Source organism: Paraburkholderia unamae (genome assembly GCF_003096875.1).
Lineage (GTDB): Bacteria > Pseudomonadota > Gammaproteobacteria > Burkholderiales > Burkholderiaceae > Paraburkholderia > Paraburkholderia unamae.
In genome coordinates, this window is record NZ_QEOB01000004.1 from 326083 (window position 1) to 338427 (window position 12345).

15 protein-coding genes are annotated in these 12345 nt (G+C 65.4%); 2 read left to right on the forward strand and 13 right to left on the reverse strand.

The window, feature by feature from the left end; all coding sequences use genetic code 11:
* Window positions 1-31: 31 nt before the first annotated feature.
* Window positions 32-1150: a patatin-like phospholipase family protein gene (locus tag C7402_RS10880; RefSeq protein WP_116610653.1), complete on the reverse strand. Its 1119-nt coding sequence runs from the start codon at window positions 1148-1150 to the stop codon at window positions 32-34.
* 125 nt (window positions 1151-1275) lie between these two features.
* On the opposite strand from C7402_RS10880, the gene C7402_RS10885 reads away from it, so the two are divergent.
* Window positions 1276-1869 carry a putative pterin-binding protein gene (locus C7402_RS10885; RefSeq protein ID WP_112170455.1) on the forward strand — a complete coding sequence of 198 codons (594 nt, stop codon included), beginning with the start codon at window positions 1276-1278 and terminating at the stop codon, window positions 1867-1869.
* Between the two features lie 19 nt (window positions 1870-1888).
* Here the strand turns inward: C7402_RS10885 and C7402_RS10890 are convergent, their stop codons facing one another.
* The 9 genes from C7402_RS10890 to C7402_RS10930 form a co-directional block, all read right to left on the reverse strand.
* Window positions 1889-2629 (reverse strand): GGDEF domain-containing protein, encoded by a 741-nt coding sequence (locus C7402_RS10890; RefSeq protein ID WP_116610654.1) that lies wholly within the window; start codon window positions 2627-2629, stop codon window positions 1889-1891.
* A gap of 23 nt (window positions 2630-2652) precedes the next feature.
* Window positions 2653-3039 carry a DUF1987 domain-containing protein gene (locus C7402_RS10895; RefSeq protein WP_116610655.1) on the reverse strand — a complete coding sequence of 129 codons (387 nt, stop codon included), beginning with the start codon at window positions 3037-3039 and terminating at the stop codon, window positions 2653-2655.
* 18 nt (window positions 3040-3057) lie between these two features.
* Window positions 3058-3621 (reverse strand): SiaB family protein kinase, encoded by a 564-nt coding sequence (locus tag C7402_RS10900; protein WP_112170452.1) that lies wholly within the window; start codon window positions 3619-3621, stop codon window positions 3058-3060.
* A 14-nt stretch (window positions 3622-3635) separates the two neighbouring features.
* Window positions 3636-4751 carry a SpoIIE family protein phosphatase gene (locus C7402_RS10905; RefSeq protein ID WP_112170706.1) on the reverse strand — a complete coding sequence of 372 codons (1116 nt, stop codon included), beginning with the start codon at window positions 4749-4751 and terminating at the stop codon, window positions 3636-3638.
* Between the two features lie 303 nt (window positions 4752-5054).
* Window positions 5055-5363, reverse strand: a complete 309-nt coding sequence (locus C7402_RS10910; RefSeq protein ID WP_116610656.1) for a MocE family 2Fe-2S type ferredoxin — start codon at window positions 5361-5363, stop codon at window positions 5055-5057.
* 51 nt (window positions 5364-5414) lie between these two features.
* Entirely contained in the window at window positions 5415-6485 is a 1071-nt protein-coding gene (locus tag C7402_RS10915; protein ID WP_116610657.1) for a fatty acid desaturase family protein, read from the reverse strand.
* Between the two features lie 144 nt (window positions 6486-6629).
* Complete coding sequence (gene alr / locus C7402_RS10920; RefSeq protein WP_116610658.1) at window positions 6630-7760, reverse strand: alanine racemase; 1131 nt, start codon at window positions 7758-7760, stop codon at window positions 6630-6632.
* 180 nt (window positions 7761-7940) lie between these two features.
* Window positions 7941-8543 carry an alpha/beta fold hydrolase gene (locus C7402_RS10925; RefSeq protein WP_112170448.1) on the reverse strand — a complete coding sequence of 201 codons (603 nt, stop codon included), beginning with the start codon at window positions 8541-8543 and terminating at the stop codon, window positions 7941-7943.
* A 37-nt stretch (window positions 8544-8580) separates the two neighbouring features.
* Complete coding sequence (locus C7402_RS10930) at window positions 8581-9471, reverse strand: LysR family transcriptional regulator (RefSeq protein WP_116610659.1); 891 nt, start codon at window positions 9469-9471, stop codon at window positions 8581-8583.
* Window positions 9472-9588: 117 nt separating this feature from the next.
* On the opposite strand from C7402_RS10930, the gene C7402_RS10935 reads away from it, so the two are divergent.
* On the forward strand, window positions 9589-10014 hold the full coding sequence (locus C7402_RS10935; protein WP_116610660.1) for a VOC family protein: 426 nt from the start codon (window positions 9589-9591) through the stop codon (window positions 10012-10014).
* A 39-nt stretch (window positions 10015-10053) separates the two neighbouring features.
* Here C7402_RS10935 and C7402_RS10940 read toward each other — a convergent pair whose 3' ends face one another.
* From C7402_RS10940 to C7402_RS10950, 3 genes are all read right to left on the reverse strand, one after another.
* Window positions 10054-11169 carry a linear amide C-N hydrolase gene (locus C7402_RS10940; protein ID WP_116610769.1) on the reverse strand — a complete coding sequence of 372 codons (1116 nt, stop codon included), beginning with the start codon at window positions 11167-11169 and terminating at the stop codon, window positions 10054-10056.
* Between the two features lie 161 nt (window positions 11170-11330).
* Window positions 11331-11723: a cupin domain-containing protein gene (locus C7402_RS10945; protein ID WP_112170445.1), complete on the reverse strand. Its 393-nt coding sequence runs from the start codon at window positions 11721-11723 to the stop codon at window positions 11331-11333.
* Between the two features lie 2 nt (window positions 11724-11725).
* On the reverse strand, window positions 11726-12316 hold the full coding sequence (locus C7402_RS10950; protein WP_112170444.1) for a LysE family translocator: 591 nt from the start codon (window positions 12314-12316) through the stop codon (window positions 11726-11728).
* Window positions 12317-12345: the final 29 nt, after the last annotated feature.

The window sequence follows — 12345 nt, forward strand, 5'->3', positions numbered from 1 at the left end:
ATGGGCCGCACGTGCTCATATCGTTTTCTTTTTACGCTTCGTCGGCGTTGTAGACGCTCAGGCCTTCTATCGGGTCCATCGGCGCTTCCCACGGGCGCGCAGCGATCGCACGCATGGCGGCCTCGTAGCCCGCGCGCCTGCGCGCGGCGATGCCGGAGGGCGTGAAGTCGATGTCCTTCAACTGGTCGTCGCCATCGAGCCGCGGCGCCGCGAGCTTGATGAGACGCATGGTGGTCTGGCAGCCCCACGCGGCCAGGTCCTGCACTTCGGCTGTGGCGCGCTCGGCTTCGGGCAGACGCTTCACGAGTTCGCGGATCACGTGGCGCAACCGGTGGATCTGCTGTTGGCGCGCGATATGGCTGTCGGTTCGGCTCGCGTACTGAATGTCCTTTTGCCGCTCCGAAATTTGCCAGATGCTGTCCGGTTCGGGGCCGGCCGGGTTCCACACCTGCACCGAGAAAATCACCGAGCTATTGCGCGGCTTGTCGTCGAGCACGACCTCGACCGGCGTATTGGAGTAGATGCCGCCGTCCCAGTACGGCTCGCCTTCGATACGCACCGCCGGGAAGGCCGGCGGCAGCGCGCCCGAACTCATGATGTGCGCCACATCGAGGCGCTGCTCGCGCGTATCGAAGTAACGCATCGCGCCGCTGCGCGCGTTCACGGCGCCCACCGTGAGGCGCGGATGCCCCGCGTTCAGCCGGTCGAAATCGACCAGTGACATGAGCGTTTCGCGCAGCGGCGCGATCATGTAATACGACGCGCGATCCACGCCGAAGTGCGCGAGCGGTCCGAACCACGAGGCCGGATTGGGCTGGAAGAATCCCTCGATGCCGCCGCCGATGATCATGAGTTTTGCAAACGTCTTGTCCCAGCCGGGCCACGCGGCCGCCACGTCGAGCCGCGTGCGATCGCTCACGCGATGCCAGAATTCGGCGAGCCGTTCAGAACGGCGCTCCGGCGGATTGCCTGCGATCAGCGCGGCGTTGATCGCGCCGATGGATGTGCCGATCACCCAGTCCACTTGAATGCCGGCTTCGTCCAGCGCCTCGTAGACGCCGAGTTGATAGGCGCCCAGCGCGCCGCCGCCCTGCAAAACGAGTACGATTTGCCCTGGCAATTCCAGGCGTGCCGGCCGCTTCGCTGTCATTGATTGTCTCGCTCATGGGTTCTGCCGACGCTACACACCGGGCGCTATCCGGTTTCATCATTGTAGGGCGCTCATGGCTTGCGCTTACTGCTTACTATTATCCAAAGAGAAAAAGGCAACCCAGCATGAACAAGCGTCATTTCCTCACCACCGCCGTTGCGCTCGGGGCGGCGTCATCGGCATTCGCGGCCAAACGCGAAACGAACGGCGCATGCGCGGCGGCGCCCGCGATCCTGACGATATCCGGCGCCATCAAGCGGCACAATCGCGGTGCAACCGATCCGGCGCTCGACCAGTTGTTCCACAAGCAACTCGTGACGTTTCCCGAAGCGTACACGCACAGCTTTCAATCGCTTGCGAGCCTGCCAGCCGTCACGATCCGCCCCACGCTCGAATACGATGCGCAGCCGCACACGCTGTCGGGTCCCCTACTGAGTGAAGTGCTTCAAGGCGTGGGCGCGCCCGACGCGGGCGCGACGAAGATCATGCTGCGCGCCATCGACGGCTACGCGGTGATGGTGCCGCTCGACACCGTGCGCGCGTACCGCTTCATCGTGGCCACGCATCTGGACGGCAAGCCGATGCCGCTTGGCGGGCTGGGGCCGCTGTGGGCCGTCTACGACGCCGACCGCATTCCCGAACTCGCGAGCAAGCCGCTCAAGGAGCGTTTCGTGTCGTGCCCGTGGGCGGTCTACCACGTGCAGGTGAGCGAAGCTTGAGCGCGCGGCGGGCCGCCTTTTACTCCGCTTGCGCGAGGGGGCCTTCGTACGCCACGCAGTTGCGCCCGCCGCGCTTGGCCGCGTAGAGGGCGGAGTCGGCAAGGCCGTAGGCGGTGTCGAAATCCGTGCCGGCCGGATTATCGCTCACGCCGAAGCTCGCCGTGATGGCGCGGCTCACCGGCGCGGGGAACGTGTGATTGGCGATGGCCAGGCGCATGCGTTCCGCCAGTTTCAGCGCCTCGCCGATATCGAAGCCCGGCAGCACGACCGTGAACTCCTCGCCGCCCACGCGGCCGATGATGCCCGCGTCGCCCAGAATGCGGCGCAGACAGTTCACGATGCCGAGAATCACGGCGTCGCCGGCGGGGTGGCCGAAGTCGTCGTTGACCTTCTTGAAGTCGTCGATGTCGAGCAGGATCATCACGGCCCGGTTCGCGCGCAGCGCCTTCACCGTGCGCTCGATTACGGCGCTGCGATTGAGCACGCTCGTGAGCGCGTCGTGCGTCGCGCGATATTGCAACTGCTGCGCGAGCGCCTGCATTTCGCGCTCGGCGCGATCGCTGCGGCCGATCAGGCGGCGCGTCTCGCGCATCAGGCGCTCGTAATGCCGGATCAGCTCGGCCAGCGCCTCGTGGTAGTCCTGCGCGCTCGCGTGCGGATCGGCGGCGCTCGCTCGCGCGCGCTCCAGCGCCTCGCTCTCGTTGCGGAACAGGTCCAGGGAATGATCCTTCGTTGCGTCCCGCAAGGCAGTCGTTTCCACGCGCGTAGTCCTCAAAGCGCCACTCAAGTGGCAACCGGGCAATCGTTGAACTTGATCGCCGTGAAGTCGGTTTGCAGTTCCTCGCCGAACTCGAGGATCGTTTCGTCTTCTTCGTCGCGATACCAGTTCACCTGCACCGGGTTGCCCGAGGAAGCGGCGCGGTCCAGCGCGTCGAATACGCTGAACAGCATTTTCGTGCTCGAACTATTGAAGTAGGTGAGCGTGACTTCGACCGTGATGGGGGTGTCCGTGCACGTCGCGAGCCAGCCGTTGAGCCGCTCGATGACGGGCGCATAGAACGCGGCCGCGTTCTCGGGGTACGACTCGCCGCGCAGGGAAAGCACATGCTCGTCGAAGCGGAAGTCGATTTCCGGCGAGGTTGCCGTGGCGGCGATAAAGAGGTTATCCATGCTGTGCGCGTGCCCTGGTCAGATGATGGTCTTGAGACAAAACAGTGTGGTGTCCGTATCGTCTTCGCGCGGATGGAACGCGAAATCGAGCGGAGCGCTCGCGTCGCGCGCCATCGTCAGAAAACCCAGTCCCGCTCCCTTGCTGTCGGCGGGCGTGTCGGCGCGCAGCGACATCTTGTATGCCTGCTTGATCTCATCGATCGACATGTTGCGCAGCGGTTCGAGCTTCTCGCGCAATTCGGCCACGGCCGCCGTGGCAATGGGGTTCACGCAAACCATGAGGTGGCGCTCGCCCTCGGCCGAAATGCACATGGCGCCTTCGCGGATCGCGCCGCCCGTTCCCTGGCCCTCGGTGATCGCATCGGACGAGTAGTGCACGATGTTCTGCGAAAGTTCGATGAACGAAGAGAAGATCTTGCGGCGCGTGGCCGTGCTCAGTCCCGCCACTTCGAGTTGCAGCTTCACAACCTCGCTCATGGCGGCGACGATGCTGTGCGAGAAATACCCTTTGTGATAGAAAAGCAAATTGCGCTTCTGGGCAATTTCAAAAAAGCAGCAGTTCTGATCCAGAATTCCAGACATATGGTTGGACTACCTTAAACACGTGCAAAGAAAAGCGTGACATCGTCGCGGCGCGCCTGCTTGCCTTGCCAGTCGGCCAGCGCGTCGAGCAGGCTCGCGCAAATGGAAGAGGCGGCGTTGTCGCGCCGTTCGAGAATCTGGTCAAGCGCGCGGCGCTTGCCGAATGCGATCTTGCGCGGGCCGCCGATCTGGTCGGTCAAGCCGTCGGTCGAAACGAACAGCAGGCTGCCTTGCGGCGCATCGACGGCGTGCTGGGCCCACGCATAATCGGCCAGGCTGTCCACGTAGCCCACGCCCATGCGGTCGCCGGCAATGCTTTCGAACTGCGGCGCAGCGGGGCGCAGCACATGCAGCGCGACACGCGCGCCCGCGAATTGCAGTTGCTGGCGGGCCGCGTCGAACCAGAAGAACGCGGCGTCGAGCCCGTCGTTGGACTGCGGGGCGTCGCCCGCGCCGTGGATCTGGCCGAGCAGCGCCTTGACGTTGCGATTGACCGCCGCGAGCAGCGCGCACGGGTTGCGCGGGCCGAGTTGTTCGAGCGCCTGCGAGAGCGAGGCCGAAGCGAGCAGGGTCATGAACGCGCCGGGCACGCCGTGCCCCGTGCAGTCGGCCACCGCGCCGAACCAGCCGTCGGGGAACGCGGCGAAGTGATAGAAGTCGCCGCCCACCACGTCGCGCGGCTCCCATAGCAGCGCCGCGTCGGGCAGCATGCTGCCGAGCGTTTCGCGCGAGGCGCGCAGCATGGCTTGCTGGATCACGCTCGCATACTCGATGCTCTGCATGATCTGGCGATTCTTCTCCGCCTGCATTTCCGCCACGATGGAAAGCAGCCGCAGGCCATTGCCCACGCCCGCGAAACGGCCTTCGCGCGTCACGATGAAGCCGTCGACCAGCGCCTTTTCGCCCACTTCCACCGTTTTGAAGGTGAGCGCTTCGATGCTCATTTCCGCATCGACGATCAACGGCTCCTTGTCCATGAACGCGATGCAACTCTTCTTGTCGTAGAGCTCGCGATGAAACGGCTTGCTCATTTGCGAGAGGAAGATGTCGCGATTGATCAGGCCGATGGGGCGATCGTTGTCGATCACCGCGAGGCTCGCCATGTCGCGGCGCGAATAGAAAATCTCCATGACGAGCGAATTGGAATCCGCCGCGTCGATGGCCGGCACTTCCTGAGCCAGTTCCCCGGCGCTGCGAGGGCCCATGGAAGGCCCCGGACGACGAAACTGCGCGAGCGCGGGATGCATGGCTATCCATTCCGATTAATATGGAGAACCAGCACGCTAATGACTATTTATGTCATTCTCGTTACATGGGCGCGAGAGAGTGCTCAATTTTTTCTGTTTAATACACCGTAACGATCGGCGCGCCCCACGCTAACGTTTGCGTGGTTTTTCAGCGATTCGCATCGGCCGGGTGCGCCGCTTCATCGCTCATACCTCGATGAAGATCCTCCCGCCTTCCACCTTGGCCGGATAGGTCGCGAGCTTTTCGCATACCGGCGCGCACAGCGGACGGCCGTCGCGCACGTCGAAGCGGCCATTGTGCTTGGGGCATTCGATCACATGGCCCATCACGAGTCCGTCGCTCAGGTGCACGTGCTCGTGCGTGCAGAGCCCGTCGCTTGCGTACACCTGGTCTTCCACGCGGTAGATCGCAAAGGTGCGTCCGCCGTGGTCAAAGCGCATGACGTCCTCGTCTTCGATATCGTCGAATGCCGCTGCCTCGATCCATTGCGTCATGTGTCGTCTCCTGTTCTGAATCTTTTGTCGAATGGTTGCGCGCGCAAGGGTTCAGGCTTCCGCGTGGCCCGGCACCGGGCGCGCCACGTAATACGAGGGGTCGCGCGTTTGCCGCACGAGCGCCGGAATGATTTCCGCGTAGGCGGCGAGGCTGCTGCGATAAGGCGGCGGCATGTCGGTCTTCACGACTTCGTGCAGGCGCGGCAGCGCATGAAACGGCACCATCGGAAACATGTGATGCTCGACGTGATAGTTCATGTTCCAGTAGAGAAAGCGGAACACGGGATTCATCATCACCGTGCGGCAGTTGCGCCGGTGGTCGAGCACGTTCTCGGGCATGCCCGCGTGCTGCGTGAGGCCGAAGTAGAGATACAGCCACGCGCCGTAGAGGCTCGGCAAGCCGATATAGAGCAGCGGCAGGATGGTGCGGTAGCCGACGCACAGGCCGATCACGATCGCATAGACGAGCAGGCTCAGGCGCGCTTCGCGTATCGCCTTCGGCCATTCGGAGGCGGGCACGAAGCTCTGGTCCTCCGCACTCAAACGCCCGCACGCGGCGCGAACCATGCGCGGCAGTTCGTTCGAGGCGTGCTTGAGCGCGCAGAGGTTGAGCGCGAGCGAGAGCCAGTCGGTGGGGCGCGGTGCGGCGATCTCGGGATCGCGGCCGACGACGAGCGTGTCGGTGTGATGGCGCGCGTGGCTCCAGCGCCAGATCGTCGCGCAGCGCAACACCTGGAACGAGGCGACCTGATAGAGCGCGTCGTTCATCCAGCGTGTCTTGAACGCTGTGCCGTGACCGCATTCATGCCAGCGCGAATCGGCGGGACTGCAATAGAGCGTGCCGTAGAGCAGGAAGGCGGGCACGGCCCACCAGGAATGCGCATGCCAGAGCAACCCGGCCAGCACGCCGCTCGCGATGATCGCCGCGTACCAGATCGCCGTGTCGCGGATCGCGCGCGCGTCGCCGCGCTGCATGAGTTGCTTCATCACCGGGCGCGGCACCGCGCAGCGGTACCAGTCCGCGTTGACGAGGCCCGCGGCGCGCGCGCGTTCGCCCGCGCCGCCGATGAGCCGGTAATCCGCGTGATGCGGCGCGTAGTCTTGAGTCTCCTGGTCGGCCACGGGTGTCTCCTTGGTGGGATGCCGTTGCGCGGCGTGCAATGCGCTGCGCGTGTCATCACCAAAATAGGTGACCCAAGGCCGTGGCTCAACCGGAAGATTGACGATATTTCGTCAACGAGCGCGGGGCGGGCTTGTGTGTGGCCGTCAGGCGGCCACGCTCTCGCCTTGTGCCTGTGTGGCGAGCGCGTGCTCCGTGTTGTCGGTCACGACGACCGGCACGCGCCGCGCGAGCGCGCACATGAGTTCATAGCCGATCGTGCCCGACGCCTCGGCCACGTCGTCCACGCTCACCTGGTCGCCCCACAGCTCGACGCTCGAACCGATGCCCGCCTGCGGGCAGGGCGTGAGGTCGACGGTGAGCATGTCCATGGAGACGCGGCCCACCACGCGCGTGCGCACGCCGCCCACGACGATGGGCGTGCCGCTGCGGGCATGGCGCGGGTAGCCGTCCGCATAGCCGCACGCGACCACCCCGACGCGCATGGGCCGGTCGGCCTCGAACGTGCGCCCATAGCCGATGGTCTCCTGCGGCGCGAGCGTCTGCACGCCGATGATGCGGCTCGTGAGCGTCATGGCCGCGCGCAGCCCGATGCCCGCCACATGACGCGCCACGCCCGTGGGCGACGCGCCGTAGAGGATCGTGCCGGGCCGCACCCAGTCGCGATGCGCGCGCGGGTGCCAAAGGACGCCCGCCGAATTCGACACCGACTGCTCGCCGGGCAGGTCCTGCACGGCGGCGTCGAAGGTGTCGAGCTGCCAGTCGATCTGGCCGTCGTCGGCGTTCGCGAAGTGCGTCATGAGGCCGATCGCGCCGACCGAAGGCAGGGTGCGCGCGCGTTCCCACGCGGCGCGATACGCATGCGGGCGAAAGCCCAGGCGATTCATGCCCGAGTTCATCTTCAACTGGATGTCGACGGGGCCACGCGACGATTCGGGCCTGGCGGCCGCGAGCAGGTCGAGTTGCTCGTCGCAATGCACGGCCACCGTGAGGCGGTGCGCGATAGCCAGTTCGACGTCGGCGGGCTCGAAAACGCCTTCGAGCAGCAGCAGCGGCTTGGTCCAGCCCAGCTCGCGCACGCGCACGGCTTCATCGAGGTCGAGCAGGGCGATGCCGTCCGCCCCGGCCAGCGCCGGGTAAATCCGCTCGATGCCATGACCGTACCCATTGGCCTTGATGACCGCAAAGGCGCGCGAGCCGGAAGCGGTCTGCTTCGCGAGTTGCAGGTTGTGGCGGATGGCGTCGGGCTGGATGCGGGCGGCGATGGGGCGCGGCATGGGCGTTCCTGTGGTCGGGGGCGGTTCAGTCGATAGGCGGTGATCGCGCCTGGGTAACTGCACGCGATCCAGTGATTTCCGCAATCGTATTGATTTTCGTCCAGTTATTTCTAATGTATTTGTGGACGTATTTGGTTGAAACGACTGATCGCGCCCCTGCTGCCCGGCGGCGCTGCGGGCTCAGCGCGCCAGCAAATGGGCGTCCACGAGCGGCGCCAGCGCCTCGGCGTGGACGCTGCCGAGATCGTGTTCGCCGCCGCGCACCACGTGCAGCGTGGCGTTCCCGAGCAGGGCGTTGAGCCGCTCGCCCACCGCAAGCGGACTCAACGGATCGCTGTCGCCCCATAGCAGCAGCGCCGGCTGCGTGAGGCGCGCAATGTCGTCCGAGAGGTCGGCGTGGTACGAGACGAACCAGCTTGGGAAGGCGCTTGTGTCGCCCGCGCGCCAGTTCTGCGCGCCGAGCGCGGCGGTGTCGATGCCGCCCGAGGTGACCGTCAGCACGAGATGCGTGACGAGTTGCGGCTTGTCGAGCGCCGCGCGCACGGCGATCACGCCGCCCATCGACTGCGCGACCAACGCCGTGGGCCGATCGATGCGGGCCACCACGCGCCGGACGATGTCGTCGATACTGGCAACGGCCGGGTCCGCCGGTTCGCCGCCAAAGCCCGGATAGCCCACGAACTCGCGCGCCGCGCGCGTGGCGAGGCGCTCGGACAGCGGTTGCCAGAAAGCCTTGTTGCCCGATGCGCCGGGCAGGAAAAGCAGTTGTTCGGGAGTGCTCAAGTCTGTTGCTCCAGCGTGGGGAAAGGGGAGGACGGATTCATTGCGGCGCGCCCGCAAGCTGCTCGCGGGCGCACGATTCGATTAGCTGGATCAAGAGGCGCGCCGGTTCGCCCAGCGTGCCCGGTGCGCGATGCACGAGGCCGATGTCACGATGAAACGTGTGCTGCCCGAGATCGAGCGCACGCACCTTCGCGGGCCAACGCCGCCACGCCACGGTTTGCGGCACCAGCGCGACACCCACGCCGTTCGCCACCAGTTCGACGATGGCTTCCAGCTCGTCCAGCTCGCTCACGTCCTGCACGGTGCAATGCATGCGGCGCAGAAAGCGGTCCACCTGGCGCCCGCCGAACGAGGCCCGATCGTAGCGGATAAAGGGCTGGCTCGCCAGCAGCGCGGCCCAGTCACCGCCTTTCACGTGGCGCGGCGCGATCAGCCGGAAGGGCTCGCGCGCAAGCGAGGTCCAGCGCAAATCGCTTTGTACTGCGAACGGTGGACGGATGATGGCGGCCATGTCGATCTCGCCCGCGTCCACGAGATGGATCAACTCCATGGAGAGCCCCGGAATCACGCGCGTGCGGCAGCCCGCGCAGCGACGATGGAATTCGGCCAGCGCCGCCGGCAACAGCGCGCGCTGCACGGAGGCGATGGCGCCGAGCGTTACGCGCCCCGTGGCCGCGGGCCCGGCCGCGCTCGAACTCAGGTTCTCGTAGAGGCGGATCACCTCGTGGGCCTGCGCGAGGATCTGCTGGCCCATGGCGTTCAGGCGCGCGGCGCGGCCCTCACGGTCGAACAGCGCGAAGCCCAGCTCCGCCTCGAGCCGTTGCATCTGCGCGCTCACGGCCGCCTGGGTCAAGCCGATCTTTTGCCCCGCCGCCGCGAAGGTGCCTTGCTCCGCTACCGCAACGAGGGTTTTGAGCTCGCGTATCATTCATCAAAATAATTTGTGTATCGGAAAATTATATATTGATTTTGTTTTTGCTTGAGTGTGTCTACCATTGCGGCAACCGTTCCCCATACACAGCACACAGTACACAGGAGACTTGCCATGTCGCTGTCGCCGTTTCACCTCGCGATTCCCGTTTTCGACCTGCCCGCCGCGCGCGACTTCTACGGCCGCGTGTTCGGCCTCGCCGAAGGGCGCTCCAGCACGCAATGGGTCGATTTCGACTTCTTCGGCCATCAGCTCGTGATTCACGAGCATCCGAAAACGGCCTCGCAGGAGCACGCCCACACGAACCCCGTGGACGGTCACGACGTGCCCGTGCCGCATTTCGGCGTCGTGCTGGGATGGAGCGAGTGGGAGGCGCTGGCCGAGCGCCTGAAAACCTTCGGCGTGCAGTTCGTGATCGAACCGTACGTGCGTTTTCAGGGTCAGGTGGGCGAACAGGCAACGATGTTCCTGCTCGACCCCTGCGGCAATGCGCTCGAATTCAAGGCGTTCAAGGACATCGGCCAGTTGTTTGCGAAATGAGCGCGGGCGCTTGCGGGGCGAGCGGGAAGGTCATCGCGCTCAAGGCGCGGGCGCGGGCATGAACTTGAACGACGTCGTGGCCACGAAATTGCCCGACACCTCGCCCGAATAAACCTGGCCCGAGTCGATGGTGAGCTTCATCACGGGGGCGCCTGGCTTGAGGTCGAGCTTGCGCAGCGAGATCCAGAAAGTGTCGGGGCGCGTGGCGGAGTCGAAGTAGTAGACGAGATCGGTCTGGTCCGCGACCGTGCGCCAGATCGTGGACGAAAGATTCGGCATGTTGGGCGTGGTGATGCCGAGCGGCACGCTCACCGAGCGCATGAGGCTCATCACGCTCGCCACCGCCTGGTAAGCGGGATTTTGCTGCGGCACGCCCGCCATATAGGCGGGATCGGGCTTCTTGGGAATCGCGTCGAGCAGGAACGAGGCGCGCACGAAGCGGTCGGCCGCGCGATTCGTGCCGGGCAGGAACGCGAGGCCGCCCACGCCTTTCCAGTACGCATCGAGTGCGAGCTGCTCGGGGTAGATCGGCGAATTCGTCATCACCTTATAGGCCTTGTCGTGCATGATGACGAGCTTGCCGTCGATGTATTCGAGAATCGCCGAGTCGCCTTGCGAGTCGGAAAGTGAGAGGTGGATCGAGATCGGCTTGCCGTCGGGCAGCGGCGGCGCAATGATCTGGAACGGGTCGCGGCCGAGCGCGGCCACGGCTTCGCCAACCGTGGCGAAGTTATCGAGTACGTATTGCGCCCACAGGCTGATGGACAGCGGTGGATGGCCCGAATCGGGCTTGCCGTAATCGGTCTCGGCCAGGTAAAGCGCATTGGCGACGAGGCCGCGCTCGTTCATGCCGTCCACGCTGCCGATGTCGTAGCCCGAGACCACGACGCTCCCATACTTCGAGCGCCAGCGCGGCGAGCGCGGCCCCGCGTTGCCCGTGCGCTCGATGCCGGCCGGAAACACCCACAGGTTCGAGCGCATGTCCTCGGACCAGTCCATCGAACGCCCCGTGATGACCAGACCGCTGTCGCCGACATAGAGTGTGCGCGTGCAGGCGTCGGCGGGGGAAATGGCGAGCGGCGCGGCCGCGAGTGCGAGCGTGGCGGCGATCGCGCCGGCTTTCAGACAGGCAAGAGCGTGGGGCAGACGGGGCATGGTCGCGTTCCGGTTGCAGGACGCGCCGATCATGTCATAGAAGCCGTTTCGGGCCGCTCGAACGTGGCCAGGCACAACCGGGCACGCGCGCCGCGTTATGCGGTGCGTATCACGTTCTTGACGGTTGAGGCGAAAATCTACAGGCGCTGTGAATACCGGATTCAACGCGTCCCGCTTAACTGCTCCTCGATGGTCTTCGTCAACGGCGAGTCCACATCACCCGTGTGCTTCGTCTGCACGGGCTCGATCAGCACGAGCCAGCATTCTTCGTCGGCAACGGGGTTGTGCAGGGTGCCGCGCCGTACCACGTGCATCGAACCCGCGGGCAGATCGACGACGCGCCCGCCCTCGTACTGGATCTTCAGATGTCCGCGCACGACGAAGAACAGTTCGTCCTCGTGCGCGTGGTCGTGCCACACGAGTTGACCGCGCACCTTGGCGATCTTCACGTATTGATCGTTGACCTGGGCGACGACTTTCGGCGACCAGTATTCGGACACCTCGGCGAACGCGGCTTCAAGGTCGAATGAATCGGCAAACGGATAATCAGGCATCCTTATCTCCAGGTTGGAATGATGGAAGCGGCGAGCAGAACGCCCATCGCGAGATTGAGCATGCGCCAGTGGCGCGGCGTGCGAAAGAGCCGGGCGAACAGCACGCCGAGCGCGCACCATAGCGCAAGCGAAGCGCACGCGGCCACGCCGAATGTCGCGCCAAGCAGCAGCGCGAGCCGGTTCGGACTGCTGGCAAGCAACGCGAACGAGGCGGCCGCGCCCACCGTCATCGCCCAGCTTTTGGGGTTCAGCCACAGGAGCAGCAGGCCGTTGACGAGCGTAACCGGCCGTGCGGGGCCCGCGCTCGCGTTGGGCGGCCCGCTGCGCGCGATGCGCCACGCCAGCCACAGCAGATACGCCGAGCCAAGCGCTTTCACGGCCGTTTGCAGGGACGGCAGCGCGAGCAGCAGGCCGCCAAGCCCGAGCGCGGCGACGGCGGCGAGCAAGGCGAGGCCGATGGCGATGCCGAGCATCAGCGGCATCGAGCGAGCGAAGCCGAAGCGCGCGCCCGAAGCGGTGGCGAGCGTGGTCGCGCCGCCGGGCGTGATGGTCGCGACGGCGACGAACAGCAGAAGCGGGAGGATCGAGGTCATCGGTGCAGGTCCGCGTGAATGATCTTTGC